Source organism: Confluentibacter lentus (assembly GCF_002806995.1).
Taxonomy (GTDB): domain Bacteria; phylum Bacteroidota; class Bacteroidia; order Flavobacteriales; family Flavobacteriaceae; genus Confluentibacter; species Confluentibacter lentus.
This window is the reverse complement of sequence record NZ_NIHE01000011.1, coordinates 64,861-86,465: the sequence shown is the minus strand read 5'-3', so window position 1 is coordinate 86,465 and position 21,605 is coordinate 64,861. Positions and strand designations below refer to the sequence as shown.

At 36.4% G+C, this 21,605-nt stretch carries 20 protein-coding genes; 6 read left to right on the top strand and 14 right to left on the bottom strand.

Features of this window, described 5'->3' with window-relative positions; genetic code table 11:
* Together CDH50_RS14845 and CDH50_RS14840 are read right to left on the bottom strand one after the other, a co-directional pair.
* The coding region (locus tag CDH50_RS14845; protein ID WP_100613076.1) for a PQQ-dependent sugar dehydrogenase at positions 1 to 2,906 on the bottom strand (2,906 nt) is incomplete at its 3' end.
* Positions 2,907 to 3,161: 255 nt separating this feature from the next.
* Positions 3,162 to 7,313, bottom strand: a complete 4,152-nt coding sequence (locus tag CDH50_RS14840) for a PQQ-dependent sugar dehydrogenase (RefSeq protein ID WP_198513514.1) — start codon at positions 7,311 to 7,313, stop codon at positions 3,162 to 3,164.
* A gap of 229 nt (positions 7,314 to 7,542) precedes the next feature.
* Here CDH50_RS14840 and CDH50_RS14835 point away from each other — a divergent pair, with 229 nt between their 5' ends.
* A complete protein-coding gene (locus tag CDH50_RS14835) occupies positions 7,543 to 8,106 on the top strand; it encodes an HPP family protein (RefSeq protein ID WP_100613074.1) in 564 nt (187 codons plus the stop codon).
* Positions 8,107 to 8,135: 29 nt separating this feature from the next.
* Here CDH50_RS14835 and CDH50_RS14830 read toward each other — a convergent pair whose 3' ends face one another.
* Complete coding sequence (locus tag CDH50_RS14830) at positions 8,136 to 8,696, bottom strand: NUDIX hydrolase (RefSeq protein ID WP_100613082.1); 561 nt, start codon at positions 8,694 to 8,696, stop codon at positions 8,136 to 8,138.
* 116 nt (positions 8,697 to 8,812) lie between these two features.
* Positions 8,813 to 9,901 carry a M42 family metallopeptidase gene (locus tag CDH50_RS14825; protein ID WP_100613073.1) on the bottom strand — a complete coding sequence of 363 codons (1,089 nt, stop codon included), beginning with the start codon at positions 9,899 to 9,901 and terminating at the stop codon, positions 8,813 to 8,815.
* 101 nt (positions 9,902 to 10,002) lie between these two features.
* On the opposite strand from CDH50_RS14825, the gene CDH50_RS14820 reads away from it, so the two are divergent.
* The 3 genes from CDH50_RS14820 to CDH50_RS14810 are packed head-to-tail and all read left to right on the top strand — an operon-like array spanning position 10,003 to position 11,841.
* Entirely contained in the window at positions 10,003 to 10,683 is a 681-nt protein-coding gene (locus CDH50_RS14820; protein WP_100613072.1) for a DUF4294 domain-containing protein, read from the top strand.
* An 8-nt stretch (positions 10,684 to 10,691) separates the two neighbouring features.
* Positions 10,692 to 11,318, top strand: a complete 627-nt coding sequence (gene trhA / locus CDH50_RS14815; protein ID WP_100613071.1) for a PAQR family membrane homeostasis protein TrhA — start codon at positions 10,692 to 10,694, stop codon at positions 11,316 to 11,318.
* A 31-nt stretch (positions 11,319 to 11,349) separates the two neighbouring features.
* Positions 11,350 to 11,841 carry a GNAT family N-acetyltransferase gene (locus CDH50_RS14810; protein WP_100613070.1) on the top strand — a complete coding sequence of 164 codons (492 nt, stop codon included), beginning with the start codon at positions 11,350 to 11,352 and terminating at the stop codon, positions 11,839 to 11,841.
* 98 nt (positions 11,842 to 11,939) lie between these two features.
* On the opposite strand, the gene CDH50_RS14805 is transcribed toward CDH50_RS14810, so the two are convergent.
* The 3 genes from CDH50_RS14805 to CDH50_RS14795 all read right to left on the bottom strand — a co-directional run bounded on the left by CDH50_RS14805 (position 11,940) and on the right by CDH50_RS14795 (position 13,850).
* Complete coding sequence (locus CDH50_RS14805; RefSeq protein WP_100613069.1) at positions 11,940 to 12,368, bottom strand: DUF4268 domain-containing protein; 429 nt, start codon at positions 12,366 to 12,368, stop codon at positions 11,940 to 11,942.
* Between the two features lie 62 nt (positions 12,369 to 12,430).
* A complete protein-coding gene (locus CDH50_RS14800) occupies positions 12,431 to 13,105 on the bottom strand; it encodes a ZIP family metal transporter (RefSeq protein ID WP_100613068.1) in 675 nt (224 codons plus the stop codon).
* 13 nt (positions 13,106 to 13,118) lie between these two features.
* The gene (locus CDH50_RS14795) at positions 13,119 to 13,850 is read right to left on the bottom strand and encodes a class I SAM-dependent methyltransferase (RefSeq protein WP_100613067.1); all 732 of its coding nucleotides are present in this window, start codon (positions 13,848 to 13,850) and stop codon (positions 13,119 to 13,121) included.
* A 99-nt stretch (positions 13,851 to 13,949) separates the two neighbouring features.
* On the opposite strand from CDH50_RS14795, the gene CDH50_RS14790 reads away from it, so the two are divergent.
* A complete protein-coding gene (locus CDH50_RS14790; protein ID WP_100613066.1) occupies positions 13,950 to 15,107 on the top strand; it encodes a THUMP domain-containing class I SAM-dependent RNA methyltransferase in 1,158 nt (385 codons plus the stop codon).
* Between the two features lie 83 nt (positions 15,108 to 15,190).
* On the opposite strand, the gene CDH50_RS14785 is transcribed toward CDH50_RS14790, so the two are convergent.
* The 5 genes from CDH50_RS14785 to CDH50_RS14765 form a co-directional block, all read right to left on the bottom strand.
* Positions 15,191 to 15,694 carry a hypothetical protein gene (locus tag CDH50_RS14785; RefSeq protein WP_157805002.1) on the bottom strand — a complete coding sequence of 168 codons (504 nt, stop codon included), beginning with the start codon at positions 15,692 to 15,694 and terminating at the stop codon, positions 15,191 to 15,193.
* Between the two features lie 372 nt (positions 15,695 to 16,066).
* Positions 16,067 to 16,744: a cation:proton antiporter family protein gene (locus tag CDH50_RS14780; RefSeq protein WP_100613064.1), complete on the bottom strand. Its 678-nt coding sequence runs from the start codon at positions 16,742 to 16,744 to the stop codon at positions 16,067 to 16,069.
* Positions 16,745 to 16,906: 162 nt separating this feature from the next.
* Positions 16,907 to 17,668 (bottom strand): SDR family oxidoreductase, encoded by a 762-nt coding sequence (locus CDH50_RS14775; protein WP_100613063.1) that lies wholly within the window; start codon positions 17,666 to 17,668, stop codon positions 16,907 to 16,909.
* A 134-nt stretch (positions 17,669 to 17,802) separates the two neighbouring features.
* Positions 17,803 to 18,294, bottom strand: a complete 492-nt coding sequence (locus CDH50_RS14770; protein ID WP_100613062.1) for an SRPBCC family protein — start codon at positions 18,292 to 18,294, stop codon at positions 17,803 to 17,805.
* A 21-nt stretch (positions 18,295 to 18,315) separates the two neighbouring features.
* Complete coding sequence (locus tag CDH50_RS14765; RefSeq protein ID WP_100613061.1) at positions 18,316 to 18,744, bottom strand: SRPBCC family protein; 429 nt, start codon at positions 18,742 to 18,744, stop codon at positions 18,316 to 18,318.
* A gap of 127 nt (positions 18,745 to 18,871) precedes the next feature.
* Between CDH50_RS14765 and CDH50_RS14760 the strand changes: the two genes are divergently transcribed.
* Positions 18,872 to 19,849 (top strand): GlxA family transcriptional regulator, encoded by a 978-nt coding sequence (locus CDH50_RS14760; RefSeq protein WP_100613060.1) that lies wholly within the window; start codon positions 18,872 to 18,874, stop codon positions 19,847 to 19,849.
* Here the strand turns inward: CDH50_RS14760 and CDH50_RS14755 are convergent.
* Together CDH50_RS14755 and CDH50_RS14750 are read right to left on the bottom strand one after the other, a co-directional pair.
* Positions 19,846 to 20,763, bottom strand: a complete 918-nt coding sequence (locus tag CDH50_RS14755; protein ID WP_100613059.1) for a helix-turn-helix domain-containing protein — start codon at positions 20,761 to 20,763, stop codon at positions 19,846 to 19,848. The genes CDH50_RS14760 and CDH50_RS14755 overlap by 4 nt on opposite strands.
* A gap of 9 nt (positions 20,764 to 20,772) precedes the next feature.
* Positions 20,773 to 21,534: an SDR family oxidoreductase gene (locus CDH50_RS14750; RefSeq protein WP_100613058.1), complete on the bottom strand. Its 762-nt coding sequence runs from the start codon at positions 21,532 to 21,534 to the stop codon at positions 20,773 to 20,775.
* Between the last annotated feature and the right edge of the window lie 71 nt (positions 21,535 to 21,605).

The following is a 21,605-nucleotide window of genomic DNA, read 5'->3' as shown; positions in this document are numbered from 1 at the left end:
CCATCATTGTCCACGCCAGCGTACCAGATGGTATCGGGGTTTATGGTATCGTCATTATCATTACAATCAGGCGTTGCTGGAGCGGTTGTTGAATAGCCAACGCCGGGAGAAGCGCACTGTGTTACCGAAGTGGTACTTCCGAAGAAACCATCGCCATCGGTGTCCACGCCCGTGTACCAGATGGTATCGGGGTTTATGGTATCGTCGTTATCGTTACAATCAGGAGTCGCAGGAGCGGTGGTTGAGTAACCAACGCCCGGGGAGGCGCACTGTGTTACAGATGTAGTGCTTCCGAAGAAACCATCGCCATCGGTGTCCACGCCTGCGTACCAGATAGTGCTCGGGTTAATAGAAGCATTGGTATCATCACAGTCCGTATTGTTTAAGCTATATCCTGCGCCTGGATTAGAAGCAAAAGGAGCTCCAGCGTCCGCACTATCACCAAAGGTATCACCATCAGTATCTACATAGTAGGTTGTAGTTGGTGTCGCTTGCGGTCCAATGTATTTGAATTTCATGACAACGCCTGGATTGGCTAGTGGTAAATTTGAGCCTCCAGATGGCCCAGAGGTATCACCCTTAGAATCAGTAATGGCATAAAATGTAATGCCATCAGGATCCATGGCTAAATCTCTGTAACGGTCAATTGAAGAATGAAACTCTTCATATTTGTTATCAGCAGTTATATCTACCAAGGCATCACCAGTAGCATCTAATTTAGCTCTGAATATAGTGCCTTCCTTTAATGTTGTTATCAACAATGAACTTCCCCAGTTAGGAATCAATCCAGCCTCATAAATATCTATACTTGATGGGGCTACGGTTGGCCAAGTTAAATAACCACCAGAAGGGTCATAATTTGTAGTACTATCATAAGTTCCTATTGGAGGTTCAAAATTTAAAAGTATGGAACTATTTACAGGATCAAATTCTTGAACAGAGGTTAATCCAGCAGGACAATTATGATCGGTAAACGCTCCAGCATTACAACTGCCACCTTGACTTGACCAATTACAATAGCCGTAAGCTAGGTTATCATAATATCCTGCAATATGGGGCCATCCATAATTTCTCCCTGCTTTGATAACATTTAATTCGTCATCAACTTTTGCTCCATGTTCAGAGGCATATAATTTGCCATTAGCCCCAAAAATGATACCTTGTGTATTTCTATGGCCATACGTATAAACGTGACTTTTTATACCACTTAAGGTTGGATTATCTGAAGGAATGGTTCCATCTAGGTTTAAGCGAAGTACCTTACCTTGATAAGTGCCATAATCTGAAGTAGAGGTTGGTAAATCTTGTGATCGTACTGGTTTACAAGTATTTGCAAATTGGTTAGCGCCAAGGTCACCAATGGTATAATATATTTTTAAATCAGGACCAATGACCATTCTAGCGGAATTATGGTCGTTGCTGGCATCTATACCTTCTATAAGGGTAATCTCACTACTAGAATCTATTAATCCAGTTCCTGCTATATAATTGAATCTAGCAATACGAAGCTTCCTGCCGCCAGAATTATAAGTGTATGCAATATATACAAAATTGTTAGATGTGTTGATATCGTTATATAAATCAGGATGAATAGCAAATCCCATTAATCCATCTTGACTATTTGTATAATAGACTTTGTTTGCACCTGAGCTAGTAAGATCTAGTATGGTAGCTTTAGTATTTGTACCATCAGCTGGGCTAACTCTAACTATTCTTCCTGCTTTTTCACTAATCCATAAAAAATCATCTGGACTATAAGTGATTTCGAAAGGGTCTGATAGAGTTGCGTTAGCAGTAATATTAGTCACTGTCCATAAGTTGGTATCCGTAGTGATTTTTGAAGAGCCTCTTATTACAAAAGTATAAGTGCCTTCATCTGTATCATCACTTTCAATAGTTACGGTTGCTGAATGTTTGCCGGCACTACCTGTATATCTAACGCTAAATGTTGTGCTGCCACCAGCACTAACTGTAGAGCTGTAGGGAGTTCCCACTATTTCAAAGTCTGTTGTGTTTGATAAAGTAATATTAGAAATATTTAAATTATTGATACCTAAATTACTTATTGTATATACTCTGGTTGCTGTATTACCAATATTTACTGATCCAAAATCGGTATGATTAGCTGGGTCGGGATAAATATCTCCATCTGCAATACTAGCTCCATTGCCTCTAACATTTATTTCTGGCTCCAATGAGCTAATAATAACTAAACCGTTAGCACCTCTACCACCAACACCTGTTAAATCTCCTGATGCGCCACCGCCACCACCGTATATTGAACCGTTACCTCCATTCCCTCTATTTCCTGCGAAACCTCCATTCCCACCATTGCCACTGCCGCCATTACCGCCAGATGTGGCTGTTCCGTCAACTCCGTTACCATTACTGCCAGCACCGCCGCCGCCGCCGCCGCCCGCAGTGGTATTTCCAATTCCTCCATTACCACCATTATATGATAATTGACTTGTTACAGTTCCAGAAAATGAGCCACCACCACCAACAGCTGCAGGGCCGCCTGCGCTTGTTCCTACAATGCCACCAGCACCGCCATTAGCAGTTATGCTGCCAGAAGAATGAGTTACTATGGTATTTCCACCAGCAGACCCGTCATTTCCATTACCATCTGTGGCTCCGTTGCCTCTTGCACCTACTGTTATTGTTACTATATCTCCAGGTGATACAGATAAAAAGCCTGCACGAAAACCACCGCCGGCACCACCATTGCCACCATCTGCGCCATTGCCACTTCTATCACTCCCACCACCACCAGCGCCCCAGGCTTGGACGTAAATTTGAGTGACACCAGCAGGAACGGTATATGTGTCGCTGTTTGTATATGTTTGTGAATAACTAAAAATAAAGCAAAATAAGGCAAATAGAATGGAGAGCGTAAAGTTTTTCATGGTTGATTGGTTGTAGATTGGTTGAGAGCTAGGTTTTTAGAATAGCATCGCAAACATATATAGTTTATCCATGAAATGCAAAAAAAATCGATGAAATGTAAAATAAATTTTTAAACTATTGATTTTTAAGTATTTGTAAATTGTAAAAAAAGTATTAAAATAGAAGTAAAAGTGACATTATTTATTTTTAAATAAAAAAGAGTGAGGTTTTAGCCCTCACTCTTTTAAAAATTGATTGTGAATCCAATTAAATTATCAATTTGCTTTTATAATAATGCGATCTGATTTGATGAGTTTTCCTTTTTCATTTGAAATTCGAACCAGATATAAACCCTCTGCTAATCCATTTAAATCAATCCTTAATGTTTCGGAATTCATATCAAGATTTCTTACTAACAGACCTGTTACAGTAAACATTTTTACATCATAATTAGAATTAAATTCTTCGCGTTTAATAAATAATTCATAAGACGCAGGATTTGGATATATTTTAATAGTCTCATTGTTATTAATTTCTGGAGTAGTTATCGCAATTTTATCAGTTTGGTTTTTTGCAGCTTGACTGCTAGAGCAACTGGTAATAACAACGTCATCTATATAAACATTGTCAGAATTTGACGAAGCATCACAACGTAATCGAAATACTGTATTACTGCTAAAACTAAATGAAGAATTTAAAATAATAACAGATTGATTATATCTTGTATTTAAATTGAAGTTAGTGCCTCTAATCCATGTTTTTACGCGAGAATAGCTAGAGCCTCCGTTGGTTGATATTTCTAAGAAGAAATCTTCACCATTACTAAACCCAGTAGCATAGAATGAAAAATTAAAAGTAACTTGATTAGCAGCCGATAGATTTAATGGGTAGGTGTACATTGAAGAGGCCATACCAGAATTATCACTTAATTGAATGGAGTACCTTCCTGAATTGGCATAAGAGGTAGTAAGAGCGGAATCACTTCCACCGTCTCTCCAATTTCCGTAATTTCCTTCAAAACTATCAACTATAACATCTCGACACGGAGGCACACATGCTGGTGAATTTGCATTAGGAACGCATGGATTGTTATCATCTGGATCACAACCAGTTGAAATACCATCACCATCCAAATCCACAGTATCATCAAATCCAGGGCAAAGGTCTTCAGAATCAGCAACACCATCATTATCGGAATCAATTAAAGAATCGCAACCATCAGGAATACTATCAGCATCAACATCAACGGTATCGTCAAAACCAGGGCAAAGGTCTTCAGAATCAGCAACACCATCATTATCAGAATCAATCAAAGGATCACAACCATCAGGAATACTATCAGTATCAGCATCTACGGTATCATCAAAACCAGGACAAAGGTCTTCAGAATCAGCAATACCATCATTATCAGAATCAATTAAAGAATCGCAACCATCAGGAATATTATCAGCATCAACATCTACTGTATCGTCAAATCCGGCACAAATATCACAACCATCTGCAATACCATCAGCATCTGTATCCACAGTATCATCAAAGCCAAGGCAAACATCTTCATAATCGGCAACCCCATCATTATCAGAATCAATTAATGTATCACAACCATCAGGAATGCCATCCAAATCCACGTCTATAGTATCATCAAAGCCTGGGCATTGGTCTTCAGGGTTGCTAACACCATCTCCATCTGTATCTTCATAATCTAGAGTTAAGGGGTTGCAATCGTTATCAATTCCGTCATATAGTATCTCAGTATTTTCAGGGTATGCTAGTGGTTGATTATCATCACAATCGGTATCGGAATTTACACCATCATTATCCGTATCCACGGTATCTAAAGTTAAAGGATTACAATCATTATCAATACCATCATATAATATTTCGGTATTTCCAGGATATGCTAATGGTTGATTATCGTCACAATCGGTATCAGAGTTTATGCCATCACCATCCGCATCCACAGTATCTAAAGTTAAAGGATTGCAATCGTTATCAATACCATCATATAATACTTCGGTATTTCCGGGATAAGTCAATGGCTGTGCATCATCGCAGTCATCATTAGTAAGGCTGTATCCAGCACCGGGATCGGATGGATATTCGGTACCTAAATCAGCTATATCACCAAAACCATCTCCATCTGCATCCACATAATAAGTTGTACCTGTTACCCCTAAGTACTGAAATTTCATAACCACTCCCGGATTATCAAGACCGCCAACAGGTGAGCTGCCAGAAGGACCCGAAGTAGTACCGCTAGAGTCTGTGATAGCATAAAAAGTAATGCCGTCAGGATCCATTGCCGTATCTCTGTAACGATCGTTTGAAGAATGGAATTCCTCAAATTTGTTATCCGTAGTAATATCAACTAGGGCATCGCCAATAGCATTTAATTTTGCCCTGAATATGGTACCTTCTTTAAGTGTTGTGATAAGTAATGAGCTTCCCCAATCAGGAATCAAGCCACCTTCATAGATATCAATACTAGAAGGTGCGACTGTGGGCCAAGTTAGCCAGTCGCCAGAAGGGTCGTAATTTGTAGTACTATCATAAGTTCCGATAGGTGGTTGGAAATTGAGCAAAATAGAAGCGTTCACAGGATTAAATTCCGAAAGGGGAATTACAGAAGCAGGGCAGTTGTGGTCGGTAAATCCGCTAGAACTGCATGAGGTACTGCTAGACCAATTACAATAGCCATAAGCTAAATCATCATAATATCCAGCAATATGGGGCCATCCATAATTTTTTCCAGCTGAGATGATGTTAAGCTCATCATCAACTTTAGCACCATGTTCTGAGGCATATAATTTACCGTTAGCACCAAAAATGATGCCCTGGGTATTTCTATGTCCATAAGTATAAACGTGACTTTTTACACCGCTTAAAGTAGGGTTGTCCAATGGAATGGAACCATCTAGGTTTAAACGAAGCACTTTTCCTTTATAAGCGCCGTAATCTGAACTAGATGTTGGTAAGTCTTGAGCACGAATGGGATTGCAGGCGTTACCAAACTGGTTGGCACCTTGATCCCCTATGGTATAATATATCTTTAAATCAGGGCCAATTTTCATTCTACCAGAATTGTGATCGTTACTGGCATCAATACCTTCAATAAGGGTAGTTGCACTACCGCTATTTATCTGACCAGTTCCCGCATTGTACGTATAGCGAGAAATACGAAGCTTTCTTCCACTGGAGTTATAGGTATATGCTATATACACAAAATTGTTTGATGTATTGATATCCGAATATAAGTCAGGGTGGATGTCAAATCCCATCAATCCATCTTGTCCAGCGGTTTGATAGACCACACTAGTTAAATCCAGTATGGTTGTTTTGGTGCCTCCCGTATCTGGATCAATGGTAACTATTTTTTTTCCAACACGCTCAGAAATCCATAATTTCCCATCTGGGCCATAGGTAATTTCATAAGGGTTATCTAAGGTCATATCAGCAGTTATGTTGGTAACTGACCAAAGACTAGTGTCTGAAGTAGCTTTAGTAGAACCACGAATTATAAAGTCATAAGTACCTTCGTCTGAATCATCACTTTCAATAGTAACTGTAGAGGAATGTTTCCCTGAACGTCCTGTATAACGTATACTAAATGATGTATTTCCACCAGCATTAACTGTAGCATTATAAGGAACACCTACAATTTGGAAATCAGTGGTGTTCGATAAAGTGATATTGGAAATATTTAAAGTTTTAGTCCCTAAATTGTTGATTGTATAAATCTTAGTAGAAGTATTGCCAATATTAACCGAACCAAAATTGGTATTGTTGAAGGTGCTAGGATATAAATCGCCATCAGCTATGCTTGAACCATTTCCTGTAACATTGATTTCTGGCTCAACCGGACCTGAGGGTATTCCAGAGATAGTGACTTCATCAATATAAAAATCATCACTATTATCAGCTGCGTCAGCTCTAAACCTAAATCTTGAATTGGAAGTAAACACAAATGTGGAACCATTGTTTATGCTTGCCGTAATATTAGTATATGTCATATTGTTGTTAAAATGTGTACCCATAATGTATCGGGCAATTGGAGTGCTAATCCATGTAGAACCACCATTGTTAGAAAATTCAATAAAAAAATCATGTCCCGTATTAAAACCTGTAGTTCTATAATTAAAAGTTATACTCACAGAAGCATAGGGAGTAAGATTTATATTATTAGTAAACATTGAAGACCCAATACCACTATTATCTTGTAAATTGGCACTGTCAATTCCTGTTAGAATAGAGGATGAGTTTAATGAACAATCAATACCTCCATCATTCCATTGGGTAAAGGGAAAATTTCCAGACTCAAAATTTTCATAATTGATAGTTACTTGGCTAAATACATAGCCACTCATAAATAGTAGGATAATTGAATAAAAGAATTTGGCTTTTGATACAGTTAGTAGTTGTATTTTCATATGGTTGGTTTTTTTATAAAGTAAACACTTTTGCATTTTAAATTAATATCTAGGGATTAATAAATGTTAACATTTTGTTGACAAAATAATTCATACTTAGATATATAAAACTAAAGCAGAACGTACTTATATTTTGATTAAATGGGAGTTCCAAAATGGAGGGTATTTTAATGTCATAAAACCGACTTTCTTTAATTAATTATTATTTTTGCCGCTCAATTAATAAATCATGATTCAAAAAATAAAAAGAACAGCACGAGTATCAAGATATATTATTTATAGAGAGACCTTAGTTGATTTTAAGGAATCCTTTTGGTCTTTTTTAGGGGCTTTTATAGGTATTGGACTGATTTCTTTTTTACAGGCATTTTTTTTAAGTGACCTTGAGAATATATTTTTAATAGGATCGTTTGGTGCTTCAAGTGTATTAATTTATGGGGCTGTAGAAAGTCCTTTGTCCCAGCCAAGAAATTTAATTGGTGGGCATGTAATTTCTGCTATTATAGGTGTGACCATAAATATGGTTCTGCCAGACATTGTATGGCTCACAGCACCTTTGGCAGTTTCTTTGTCTATTGTATGTATGCAATATACCAAAACCTTGCATCCACCAGGAGGTGCTACCTCATTAATAGCTGTTATAGGTACAGAAAAGATTCAAGAATTAGGCTATTTATATGTCTTGTCACCAGTACTTTCCGGCACATTGCTTTTGTTGGTAGTAGCCCTGATTTTTAATAATATATCCAGTAATAGGGAGTACCCTGCAAAGAATCGGTTTAAGCTAAAATGAACCGTTAAATTTAACAACAAACAGGAATGCTAGCTTTGGTTTTGTATCTGGGTTTTTATAAATTTTAAAACCTTTTTATAATATGGTGTGTTTGAAGCTACAAAATGCCCATTAGTCTCACTGTGTTTCAGTAAATTTTCACATTCATCAAAAGAGACTAATTTTAAGGCTTCCACTTCTTCCATTTGAGGTTTTAATTTTGAAAGAGGCACTTTTAATTCCGCTATAAACGTGTTATGGAATTCATTATCAATAATGCCACTTTCATAACTTTGGAAGCATTCAAAAACACCGATTTTTATTAAATCCGATTCCGATAACGTTAAGCTAATTTCTTCTTGGCATTCTCTAATGGCTGCATTTATAATAGACTCACCGGCATCTATATGTCCAGCTACCGATACATCCCACATGAGCGGGCAAATACTTTTTAAGGCAGAACGTTGTGAAAGAAGGATCTCTCCTTTTTTTGTATATAACCAAATATGTGCTGTGTGGTGATATAATCCTTTTTGGTGGATGACTGATTTTAATTCTGAAATCCCTAATAATTTTCCCGAAGCATCGGCAACGTCTATATATTCATCCATTGTATAACTCAATTTCATTGTGGATTTGAGCGCAATCAAAAACTTCAACAATTAAGTTATCTATGCATTTCGACTGCGCTCAATGTGACAGCTCACTTCACAATAGGCTTTTAGGTTTATTCAAAATAGCTAAACGTATCATTCTCTTTGATGTTTAAGAGACTTTCGTAAATCAATTTAATTACGTTTTCAACATCCTCTCTATGTACCATTTCCACCGTGGTATGCATGTAACGTAGCGGTAACGAAATTAAGGCAGATGCCACGCCTCCATTGCTATAAGCAAACGCATCGGTATCGGTTCCTGTAGCTCTTGAGAGTGCGTTTCGTTGAAACGGTATTTTTTTTGCTTCGGCCGTATCGGTTATTAAATCACGTAATTTTTGTTGCACCGCAGGGGCATAAGCAATAACGGGACCTTTGCCGATTTCCAAATCACCTTGTATTTTCTTTTCAATCATCGGTGTGGTGGTATCGTGTGTCACATCGGTAACAATGGCCACATTTGGCTTGATGCGTTGGGTAATCATTTCGGCACCACGCAAACCAATTTCCTCTTGCACGGCATTTACAATATACAATCCGAATGGTAAAGTTTTTTTGTTTTCTTTCAGCAAACGTGCGACTTCAGCAATCATAAAGCCTCCCATACGGTTGTCTAAAGCGCGACATACAAATTTATCTTTATTCAAAATATGGAATTCATCAGGATAGGTAATCACGCAACCCACATGAACCCCTAATTTTTCAACTTCATCTTTGGTTTTACATCCGCAATCGATAGAAATATTTTCTGGTTTTGGCGGTTCTTCATTGCCAGCTTTACGAGTATGTATGGCAGGCCAGCCAAAAACACCTTTTACAATACCGTTTTTAGTATGGATATTTACCACTTTACTTGGTGCAATTTGGTGGTCACTTCCACCATTACGTATCACGTAAATTTGTCCGTTATCACTTATGTAATTTACATACCACGAGATTTCATCGGCGTGTCCTTCAATAACGACTTTGTAGGTTGCTTTCGAATTGATGACACCAACCGCAGTACCATAGGTATCTGTAATAAATTCATCTACATAAGGTTTTAGGTAATCCATCCATAATTTTTGCCCTGTCCATTCATATCCCGTTGGGGCTGCATTGTTCAAATATGCTTCTAAAAAGTCCATTGACTTTTTGTTAAGTATGCTCTTGTTTGCCATGTATAAAATTTTGCACTAAAATAATAATATAAATACAAAAAGAATGTTTTACAGAATGTAAATTATTAATTTTGTGTATGGTGGCTCCAATACATTTATAGATGCATTTTTTAAGGTACATTTTGTTATTTTTTCCGATTTTACTTGTCGCCCAAATAGATGGTGGAGTAAATGATTCAATATTTAGTGGGTATTTTATTTTTGAAGGGGATTCTATTCCTACTGTAGAGCTAAATGAGGTTGTTGTTTTTAACAAGATTAAATTTAACAATCTTAATTTTGGTAGTAATGAAGATAGAATGCGTTATTTGATTTTAAGACGGAAAACATTAAAAGTCTACCCTTATGCCATATTAGCTGCTGAAAGATTGGATACCTTAAATAGACGCTTGGGATTATTAAAAAGAAACAGCGAAAAAAGGCGTTACACCCGAATGATCCAAAAATACATAGAAGGCGAATTTACGGATGAGTTAAAAAAACTAACCAGAACAGAGGGACAGATTTTAGTAAAACTCATTCATAGACAAACAGGCATAACGACTTTCGACCTTGTTAAAGAATTAAGAAACGGTTGGCGGGCCTTTTGGTACAACACTACGGCTAGCATGTTTAATATTTCTTTAAAACGGGAGTTTGATCCTATGAACGTTCAGGAAGATTATTTGATTGAAGATATTTTACAACGTAGCTTCCATAGTGGACTATTGCCACGTCAAGATTCGAAATTAGACTTTGATTATACAGATTTAACCGAAAAATGGGTCACTAAAGCAAAATAAACCAATCCATGCGCATACAATCCGATTTCGAGGAAAGACTCAATGCGATATCTCATGGTGCTGGAGCTTTGTTGGGTATTTGTGCTTTGATTTTATTAATAGTTTATGATAGCAACAAAACAGATTATAGTTTGTTTAGTGTTATTGTATATGGTTTATCAATCATCTTACTGTTTTCAGCGTCTGCCTTATACCATTCCGTTAAAAACGAAAAAAACAGGCATCTTTTCAGGATTATAGATCATATCAGTATTTACTTTTTAATTGCTGGCACGTATACGCCTGTGCTGTTAATCACATTAGAACAAAGTAGTGGTTGGATCTTATTTTATACAGTTTGGGGTATCGCTTTATTTGGGGTAGTTTTAAAGTTGTTTTTTACGGGGCGGTTTGAAGTATTTTCAACCCTATTATATTTGGTTATGGGCTGGCTTATTGTGTTCGATTTTACAAATCTATCTGAAGCCATTGGTAGCAACGGTATTTTATGGTTATTTGCTGGGGGTTTATCATACACCATTGGGATTGTTTTTTATGCCATTAAGTTGATTCCATTCAACCATGTCATTTGGCACCTCTTCGTTCTGGCAGGTGCGGTGTGTCATTTTTTTATGATTTTCCTTTATGTGATTTAGAAAATGATTAATTTGAAACTTCAGGTGCGTTATGATTAAAATTCAACCAGCCACTACTAAAGCCGATTTTGAGTGCATTTCAAAATTAGCTCACGTTATTTGGCACGAACATTATCCGTCCATTATCAGTTTAGAGCAGATAGCCTATATGCTGGAAAAATTTAATTCAGTAGCGGCTATCGATAAACAAACCAAAGAAGGCTCCCTGTTTTTTTATATGACTTACAATGAGGTGCCAGTAGGGTATACAGCCATTAAAAAACAAGCTGATTTTTTATTTTTAGAAAAGCTTTATATTTTAGAAGGTTATAGAGGTAAAAAGATTGCCACAGCAGTTATCCAATTTATGGAAGCGTTTGCAAATTACTTAGGCATATCCAAGATAAAACTTAACGTCAATAAATTTAATGTGAACTCTATTCTAGCGTATAAAAAGATGGGGTTTGTAGAAACGAAATCCATGGTTACGGATATCGGTAACGGTTTCGTGATGGATGATTATGAGATGGAGAAAGTTTTTTAAGTTAAAAGTTAAAAGTTAAAAGTTAAAAGTTAAAAGTTAAAAGTTAAAAGTTACTTCAACTAAACGACAAACAACTTAACAGCAGGCACTTGCCAAACTTAATCCTCTATCACCTCCCGATACTCTTCAAAAAACGCTTCAAAAAGAGCCATCTTTTCATTAAAAAAAACCATCACATCACGCCAATTATTTTTATTATGTATAGATACTTTTTGGTCTAGAAGCACATAAATCCGAGAGATTTCTTTGCCATTTTCTAAGATATATTCCTCTTCAAATATAACTTCAGGTAGATATTCATCTATTAAAATGGATTTCAAAGACACCAATTTTTCCCAAAACTTGATTCTGCTTTCTAAATCATCTTCCAAATCCAATGCGACTAAAGCCGTCTTCGTATCAAAATGAAATTTGAAGGAGAACCCTTTTAGTTTCGTGTCATACAAAATCCATTTTCTGGGAAACGATTTCCCAAAACTGGTCCAAAATTCTTGTCGTAATAAGCGCGATTCTTCTTTGCTAAACACCTTTTAAGTTAAGAGTTAAAAGTTAAAAGTTAATCTTGCTAAGACCCAAGACCTAAGACCCATCAAATCAAATAAGCCATAACAACCCCTAAAATAATGGCAACAAGTTTCGATAAATTGAATTTATGTCCCTCGCTACTTTCAAATAAAATAGTGGTTGAAATATGAAAAAAGATACCAATCACAAATGCATTGATGGTGTGGGTATAGCCTTGAACAGCACCAACGGTATTTGAAATTAAGGTTCCGATAGGAGTCATTAATGCAAAGACAATCAAGAAACTAGCTATTTGTATTTTATTGTAGTTAGATTGTAACAAAAACATGGAAATAAGTGTAGCAATCGGTATTTTGTGTATCAATATGCCATACACCATATCGTTATGGTCATGTATGGAAAAACCTTCTAAAAAACTGTGGATGCACAAACTTATAAACAATGCCCACGGAAAAGCCGTATCGTGTTTGTGGACATGTATATGACCGTGTTCGGCACCTTTAGAGAAAAATTCCAGTACAATTTGCAGCAAAATACCACCCATAATAAATAGGCCGGCAGACCTTGAATTCAAATGCTCGTAAACTTCCGGGAGCATTTCAAACAAGGTTAAGGCCAATAAAAACGCCCCACTAAAAGAGAGTAGGAGTCTGGTGTTAAACATTCTTTTTTTAGTGGAAATCATGGCTAGAACCACTCCAAAAATAACTGCCAGTATAGGGAAAAGATAGTTGTTCATTAATTTACAAAGGCTATTTAAAAATCATTACCAAACGTTCCGAAGTTTGCGGTCTAAATTTATTCAATTTATAGTCACCAAAAACATCCAATAAATAGGTGTCCGCTTGGTCGAAAAGCGCTTCAAAATCTTTCAAGGAAAACGCTTTGACACGTTCTTGATAGTGATGCGCTTCACCATCCGCTTCAAAGGTAATATCTTTAATGATATATCCATTTTCAACATAACGTTTCAGGTTAAAATCAATTTGCCCAATGGTTTTAGTTTCTTCAGGTACTAGGTTTTCAATCACCACATCACAGTTCATAAAATCAATCACCCCAAATCCCGTCTCGTTTAAATTAGCTTTGATGGCTTTAATGGTGTTTAGGTTATCTTCATCAAAATCAAAATAACCAAAGCTGGTAAACAAATTAAAAACCGCATCAAATGGCCGTTTATAAGGTTTGCACATATCGTGCACATCAAAACGTAAACGGTGATTTTCAAACTTTTTGGCATAGTTTATATTGTTTTCCGATAGGTCAACACCGGTCACATCATATCCCATTTTATTAAGGTACATGGCGTGTCGGCCCCTGCCACAAGCCAAATCTAAAATGGTGCCCTGTTCGGGAATATTCAAGTAGTTGGTAAGGGTATCCATAAAGGCATGCGCTTCGGTATCATTACGGTCCCTGTATAAAATATGATAATAGGAGGTATTAAACCAAGATGAAAACCAATTAGAAGTGTCTTTACTCATATACTTTTTTAGAAGGTTTTCACTCGTAACCTTAAATATCAATAAATAGGATGTTTGCCACAAAATTACATTATTTTTGCAATGTATTTAAAGTAAATAATGGAAGATAATTTTAACATGGTAGCCAAAACCTTATTTGGTTTTGAAGACCTATTGGCAAATGAATTGACCCAATTGGGCGCACAAGATGTAAAAAAGGGCATTCGCAGTGTCAGTTTTATGGGTGATAAAGGCTTTATGTATAAAGCCAATTTGGCGTTGCGTACCGCTATTAAAATTTTAAAACCCATAGAAACCTTTACGGTAAGCAATGAGCAGGATTTATATAATAAGCTCTACGCTATGTCTTGGGAAAACTACATGAAATCTACAGGCACTTTAGCGGTAGATGCCACCATCCACACCGAATTGTTTACAAACTCCCTATACATTGCCCAAAAAACCAAAGATGCCATTGTGGATAAGTTTAGGGACACGACAGGCGATCGCCCGAATGTGGATTTAAAGTTTCCCGACTTAAAAATCAATGTGCATATCGATAGGCAACAATGCACCATTTCGTTGGATTCTTCTGGGGAATCGCTGCATAAACGTGGTTATAAAACAGCGACGAACATTGCGCCCATCAACGAGGTGTTGGCAGCAGGATTGATTATGTTATCTGGTTGGGACGGCCAAACCGATTTTATGGATCCCATGTGTGGCTCTGGAACCATGTTGATAGAAGCCGCCATGATAGCCTGCAACATTCCGCCAAACTTAATGCGTAAAGAATTTGCTTTTGAGCGTTGGCAAGATTGGGATGTGGATTTGTTTGAAAAAATTGAAGAATCCCTACTTAAAAAAACACGCGATTTTCATTATAAAATCACTGGGTATGATAAAGCCCCAAGTGCTGTTGCCAAAGCGAAAGAAAATATTAAGAATGCCAATTTAGAAGACTTTATTGAAGTGAAACATGAAGACTTTTTTAAGACCCAAAAAGGAGGCGAAAACAAATTGCACATGGTCTTTAACCCGCCTTATGGCGAACGTTTAAACATTGACTTGCAAGACTTTTATAAAAATATTGGCGACACCCTAAAGCAAAGTTACCCCAATACCGATGCGTGGTTTATTACCAGCAACCTAGAAGCCTTAAAGTTTGTGGGTTTACGCCCTTCTAGAAAAATACATTTGTTTAATGCCAAGTTGGAAGCCCGTTTGGTGAAATTTGAAATGTATGCGGGGAGTAAAAAGGGGAAGTATATGAAGTAGGTTTTTGAAATTAAGATTATCATTTTCTCTATATGGATTAGATTTAGTTATGTGAAATCTGAATTTACATCATTCTTAAGTAGCTAACTTAATTTGGCATTGCAATTTGGACATTGATAATAATTAGAGTTGATTCTTGAGCATGGCATTTTAAGACCTTCTTTATTATAGCAGACTGGACAAAATAGACCTTGCTCTCCTTCAAATTTGTACATTCCCCATTGTAAAGTTCTTTTCTGATCTTTAAGAACGACATTAGATTTAGTCAAGCTTTCAGGTTCCCTAAGTTTAGATTTCCAATTTGTAATTGCTCCAGAAATTGATTTAGAAATAGCCCAAGAATCATTAGTCATATCCACTCGATGTAAATAGGTATTGCACGCACCTCTATCAAAAACACCTCTTGTCACACTTTCATCATGAATTATTAACATTGGTTGCTGCAAAGAATGGGCAATAGCAGCTTCGATATGATTCCATTCGGTTCCTAATATTGTTTTATTGATTATCTTATTTTCTTTAATTTGTCCAGAAGAGATTTCTATTTGTGGAATACCAAGTATAATTGTTCCATGACATTTATGCATTAATTTTATTACTTCATCTAGTGGTGATTCATTTGGATAATCAGATTGGCCGATTGTTCGAGGATCCAGATCGTTTGAGTTTAAAAGATTGTAGAAATTATCCAATCCGGTTTTACAATTCACAGGAATCCAATTTGGTCTACTTAGGAAAATCTTCTTCATATATTATGCTTCTTTTCTAAATAACATTTATAATATTAATCGCTTCAATGATATGTATTCATTCAAACAAATTTAGAATTTTCCCACTTGCATAAAGTAAAAACTTATAAAGAGTTTTTAACAAATAACCTGTTAATCAATAACATAAAAAAACCTCCAATGTTTGTATTGGAGGTCTTCTATATGACTTTAAAAAATATTATTAAGATTTTATGATAGCTTCTTGTTTTCCAAATCGTAAAGTTCTTTTTCGGTAAAGGTTCTAAAGGAAAACTTATAACCTTCATAGGCCGCTATGGCGTAAAAGAATAAATCCATGGGGCTAAAGGCTTCAACCATAATAGGGATAACCAAGGAATAATCAATAAACGCCAAAACGTCTAAATAACCCATGCCTTCTGCATTGGCAGCAAAACCAATCATGCTAAAAAAGTTACCTAATAAACAACACAATATGGCTATTACGGCTCCTGTAATGCCAAATATATTGTCAATGCCTTTGCCAAAATAACGCATTGAAAACCCGATACCAGCTCCTATGGCTATGGCCATAAAACCAATTTGGTATTCGGTTGCTATGGTTATGGATGCCCATAAGATTGCTCCAAAAAGACCAACAACAGAGCCAACTATTAAGGCTTTAGGGTAATTTTCTTCTGCTTTAAATCTGTCCAAGTCACGCTCTGACAACTTGTTTAAAATGTCGCTGTGATGAACGGCTTCGGCATCATCCATACGTTCTATAACGGCTTTATCAAGTTGATATGAACTGCATTCGTTTTCGAAATTTGCAATTTCGTTTGTTAAATTACAAATAAGTCCCACTTTCATATCGGGCTTCCTGTAAATACATTTTTTACAAAACTTTAAGTGTTCTTCTCTGGTCATTGGTTAGTTGGTTTTAATTAAAATAAGATTTTTGCTTGTAGGTAATTTAAGTAAATCTAATTTTAATTATCAGAAATTACAAATGTAGAGTAGAAATTTCGGTAAGGTGTATATAAAAAACCTTCAATATGTATGTTGAAGGTTTTTTTTAAATTTTGTTTGCTACAACATCATACCACCAGTAACTTCAATACGTTGCCCATTAATCCATTTGGCATCTTCGGTACATAAAAAAGCAACCACGCCTCCAATATCGTCGGGTTGACCCATACGTCCCAAAGCTGTAGAACCTGAAATGAACTCTATTTTTTTGGCGTTAGTTTTGTTTTCGCCACCACCAAAATCGGTTGCAATGGCACCTGGCGCAACTGTGTTTGCAGCAATTTTTCTTGGTGCTAATTCTTTGGCTAAGTATCTGGTGAATACTTCTATGGCACCTTTCATGCAGGCATAAGCCGAGGCACTTGGGAATGAATACCGAACAAGGCCAGAGGATATATTAATGATTTTACCACCATCATTCAAATACGGCAAGGCTTTTTGGGTTAAGAAATAAACGCCTTTGAAATGGACATTGTACATCTCGTCCAATTGGTCTTCGGTAGTGTCGGTGATATTCTGGTAAATGCCTGTCCCTGCATTATTGATTAAAAAATCGAAACGGTTTGTTTCTGTTTCCGACATTAAATAGCTGGAAAGTTGACTGAAGAAATCATCAAATCCTTTGGTGCTACTGGTATCTAATTGAAAAGCCTTTGCTTTTTTACCTAATTTGTTGATTTCGGCAACAACCTCATTCGCCGCAGTGGTATTCGAATGATAAGTAATTATAACGTTGATGTCTTTTTTCGCTAGACTAATGGCTATATCCCTCCCTAAACCTCTACTGCCACCTGTTACAAGTGCAAATTTATTTATTAACATGTTGAATGCTTTTGTTTTTTACAAAGTTGATAAAATAACCAAACCAAGTGTAGTTAAACTTACACTTTTTCTTGTAAAAAACAAAAACTCCAAGGCTAATGCATTGGAGTTTTAAATATTAGATAAGGGAATTTTTAATTTAGCTGCCATTTCTCGGCGAGCTCGGCATTAAAACCATCTTTATCTTTTGGGTTTGGTTCTCCTTTGCCTGTAGTGATTAATTTGTACAAACTGTTGGTGATGTAGCCTGTCCAAGCATCGTTACAAACCGCATAGCATTCATAAGTCGGCACTAAACCTTCATGGGTAAAGGTTATTTGCGTTTTAGTGTCTTTTTCAGAAATATCAAATATGAGTTTGGTGCCAACCCATTCGGTTTTATCATCAATAAAATTAAATTCATTTTCCAATACTTCATAAACCAATTTTTTATCTGGTATCATGTCAATAAGTTTTAGTTTGCATAAATGGATGTCTTTATAATGATAAAAAAAGGATTCATTAAGTTGGTCGGTTGGACCTTCAATCTCCTCAGACCACCACGCTCTAAAATTTTTAATAGCATTGAAAGCGGTAGTTTTTGATTGATTGACCAAAATGGTTTTTGTGAAACTGTTGTTTTCCATAATGTTTTGGTTATTATAAGATTAACGTAATGTATTTTCCAATTGTTGCATGTAATTGGTCCACGCACTGGAGCAAGCACCATAGCATTCAAATGCAGGTACTAAACCGTCGTGGGTAAAGGTGATTTTTGTTTTGTTTCCGTTTGGTAATAAATCAAAACGGATTTTGGTGTTGTTCCACTCATCAACTTCCTTTAAAAAGGATAAATTACTTTCCGTGACCAACCACACAATTTTTTTATTGGGGATGACTTCCACCAATTTTTGCACCGTGTAATGCATGCCGCCTCCAGCTTTAAATGAAAATACATCATTCGGTTTTTTGCTCTCTCCAATAATGGTTTCTTCGTAGAAACCAGACCACCATTTTTTAACATCGAGCAATAATGTGAATATGGTTTCTGGGGATTTGGTTGATTCAAAGCTATAGCTGAAGTTTTTTGTTTCCATAATAAAGGGTTTTTATTTTCCAAAAATAAGGTCTAAAATCAGTTTTATATATTGTCAATATAGACATTATTGCGGGTTGATTTGGACAAATATTTAAAGTATATTTGTTTAGAAAAGAACAAACCACATGCAACATATCACGATACTTGTGCCAAATGGAGACGGTAATAACCTAAGTAGCATTGTAGGGTCTTATAAAATTTTTACCAGAGCCAATGTCCATTTTAAAATGATGGGTAAAAAGGAACATTACACTATTGAAATCGCAGGAACATCAAGTACTGTCGATTATTATGAAGGTTTGTTTTCAGTAAAGCCACATACCCATATTGATGGCATAAAACAAACGAACTTGATTATCATTCCATCCCTTAATCATGATTATGTAAATGCGGTAAAACAAAATCAATCATTGATAGAATGGATTAAAAATCAATATAAGAATGGGGCAGAAGTGGCCGCTATTTGTACCGGGGCTTTTTTATTGGCGACTTCTGGTTTGTTGGATGGCAAAAGTTGTTCTACACATTGGGCTGCTGCCGATACTTTTAGGAATATGTTCCCAAACGTGAATCTTCAAAGAGATAGATTAATAACAGATGAGCACGGTATCTATACTAATGGTGGCGCCTATTCTTTTTTGAATTTGATACTTTACTTGGTAGAGAAATATTATGATAGGGAAACGGCTATATTTTGTTCTAAGGTCTTTCAGATTGAAATGGATCGGCAAAGCCAGTCGGAGTTTATCATTTTCAACGGACAAAAGCACCATAATGATGCTGTTGTATTGGAAGCTCAAAGCTTCATGGAACAGCATTATGAAGACAAAATTTCCATTGAGGATTTATCCACCCAACTACATGTCGGACGCCGGAATTTCGACAGACGTTTTATTAGAGCAACTGGCATAACGCCTTTGGATTATTTACAACGTGTAAAAGTAGAAGCCGCCAAAAAATCTTTGGAAAGCACTAGAAAAACGGTTAACGAAGTCAAGTACGATGTCGGTTATAGCGACACCAAAGCCTTTAGGGAGGTTTTTAATAGAGTGACGGGCATGTCGCCCATAGATTATAAAACGAAATATAATAAGGATGGTTAATTGATAAAATTTTGCCTGAACTCCAATGGTGATACCTTTGTTTTACTTTTAAACAATTTGCTAAACGATTGCGAATGCTCAAAACCCAGTTGATAGGCAATTTCGCTAATCGATAATTGGGTTGTGGATAGTTGTTCTTTCGCCTTTTCAATTAACTTTTCGTGAATATGTTGTTGAGTAGTTTGTCCCGTTGCATGTTTTAAAGTGTTACTTAAATAATTGGGAGATACATGGAGCTGCTCTGCGATATAGTGCACGGAAGGCAGGCCAATAACAGTATCGTTATTAAAATAATTGGTTAAAACCTTTTCTAAGGTTTGCAATAGATTATGATTGCTTTTTTGTCGCGTTATAAACTGACGTTCGTAAAAGCGTTGGGCATAATTGAGCAATAATTCTATTTGAGAAATGATTATACTTTGGCTAAACTTATCAATATTTGATTGGTATTCCTGTTTGATGTTCTTAAAAATATCAGCGATGATTTTTTCTTCTTTCTCCGATAGAAACAGGGCTTCGTTGAGGGAATAATTAAAAAAATCGTAGTTTTTAATGGACGTTGCTAAAGGCGTATTCCAAATAAAATCTGGATGGATTAGTAAAATCCACCCAGAAGGTTTTTTATTGGAATCGTTAGGAACATATTTAATATTCAATAACTGGTTAGGTGCAAAAAAAGACATTAACCCATCATTGAAATCATAGCTTTGCTGACCGTAACGATACGTTCCAGGGACATCTTTTTTAAGTGCTATGGAATAATAGGTTTGCAACCAGCTTACATCATCATGTTTTGGTGAATGTATGATGCCGCTGTAATCAATCACACTAATCAATGGATGTTCTGGCTTAGGTAATTGTCTAATATCATGAAACTCACTAATGGAATTGATTTTTATGATCTTGCTTTTCATAGTGCAAATTTAAAGAAATATACCGCCCGCGACTTCCAATCGTTGCCCATTAATCCATTTAGCATCTTCGGTACATAAGAAAGCGACAACACTTCCAATATCATCTGCTTCTCCCACACGCCCTAAGGCTGTAAAATTGGCAACCGCTTCCCGTTTTTTCTCATTCGTTTTATTTTCTCCGCCACCAAACTCCGTAGCGATGGCACCAGGTGCTACCACATTCGCTACGATACTACGAGGTGATAATTCTTTAGCCACATAGCGTGTAAATACTTCTACAGCACCTTTCATGCTGGCATAAGCGGATGCGTTTGGGAAACTGAAACGTGCTAATCCCGATGAAATATTAATAATTCTACCGCCATCATTTAAAAAAGGCAATGCTTTTTGGGTTAGGAAATAAACGCCTTTATAGTGAATGTTAAACATATCGTCTAAATCGGCCTCGGTAGTGTCCGCAAAAGGTTTGTACAGTCCTGTGCCAGCATTATTTATAAGAAAATCAAAGCGGCCTTCTGTATTTTGGGATTTTAAATAGTCTGAAAGTTGCTTGAAAAAATCATCAAACTCATTGGGTTTACTTGCATCAAGTTGAAATGCTTCGGCTTTTCTACCTAATTGATGGATTTCAGCAACAACGTCATTGGCAGCATCTTGATTTGAATGATACGTTATAATGACATCTATTCCCTTTTTGGCAATATTAATAGCCATGTCTCTTCCCAATCCTCTGCTTCCGCCCGTTATTAATGCAATTTTAGTTTCTGTCATGTTATGTGTTTTTAATATTCATTACAAATTTCGTTAATAGATATTGAATGAATGTAGCCAAATCTTTGTGT

Bases quoted from the DNA above. Each gene is read 5' to 3' on its own strand.
- CDH50_RS14840 (WP_198513514.1), bottom strand. From the start codon at position 7,313: ATGAAAATACAACTACTAACTGTATCAAAAGCCAAATTCTTTTATTCA.
- CDH50_RS14835 (WP_100613074.1), top strand. From the start codon at position 7,543: ATGATTCAAAAAATAAAAAGAACAGCACGAGTATCAAGATATATTATT.
- CDH50_RS14830 (WP_100613082.1), bottom strand. From the start codon at position 8,696: ATGGATGAATATATAGACGTTGCCGATGCTTCGGGAAAATTATTAGGG.
- CDH50_RS14825 (WP_100613073.1), bottom strand. From the start codon at position 9,901: ATGGCAAACAAGAGCATACTTAACAAAAAGTCAATGGACTTTTTAGAA.
- CDH50_RS14820 (WP_100613072.1), top strand. From the start codon at position 10,003: ATGCATTTTTTAAGGTACATTTTGTTATTTTTTCCGATTTTACTTGTC.
- trhA (WP_100613071.1), top strand. From the start codon at position 10,692: ATGCGCATACAATCCGATTTCGAGGAAAGACTCAATGCGATATCTCAT.
- CDH50_RS14810 (WP_100613070.1), top strand. From the start codon at position 11,350: ATGATTAAAATTCAACCAGCCACTACTAAAGCCGATTTTGAGTGCATT.
- CDH50_RS14800 (WP_100613068.1), bottom strand. From the start codon at position 13,105: ATGAACAACTATCTTTTCCCTATACTGGCAGTTATTTTTGGAGTGGTT.
- CDH50_RS14795 (WP_100613067.1), bottom strand. From the start codon at position 13,850: ATGAGTAAAGACACTTCTAATTGGTTTTCATCTTGGTTTAATACCTCC.
- CDH50_RS14790 (WP_100613066.1), top strand. From the start codon at position 13,950: ATGGAAGATAATTTTAACATGGTAGCCAAAACCTTATTTGGTTTTGAA.
- CDH50_RS14785 (WP_157805002.1), bottom strand. From the start codon at position 15,694: ATGCATAAATGTCATGGAACAATTATACTTGGTATTCCACAAATAGAA.
- CDH50_RS14780 (WP_100613064.1), bottom strand. From the start codon at position 16,744: ATGACCAGAGAAGAACACTTAAAGTTTTGTAAAAAATGTATTTACAGG.
- CDH50_RS14775 (WP_100613063.1), bottom strand. From the start codon at position 17,668: ATGTTAATAAATAAATTTGCACTTGTAACAGGTGGCAGTAGAGGTTTA.
- CDH50_RS14770 (WP_100613062.1), bottom strand. From the start codon at position 18,294: ATGGAAAACAACAGTTTCACAAAAACCATTTTGGTCAATCAATCAAAA.
- CDH50_RS14765 (WP_100613061.1), bottom strand. From the start codon at position 18,744: ATGGAAACAAAAAACTTCAGCTATAGCTTTGAATCAACCAAATCCCCA.
- CDH50_RS14760 (WP_100613060.1), top strand. From the start codon at position 18,872: ATGCAACATATCACGATACTTGTGCCAAATGGAGACGGTAATAACCTA.
- CDH50_RS14755 (WP_100613059.1), bottom strand. From the start codon at position 20,763: ATGAAAAGCAAGATCATAAAAATCAATTCCATTAGTGAGTTTCATGAT.
- CDH50_RS14750 (WP_100613058.1), bottom strand. From the start codon at position 21,534: ATGACAGAAACTAAAATTGCATTAATAACGGGCGGAAGCAGAGGATTG.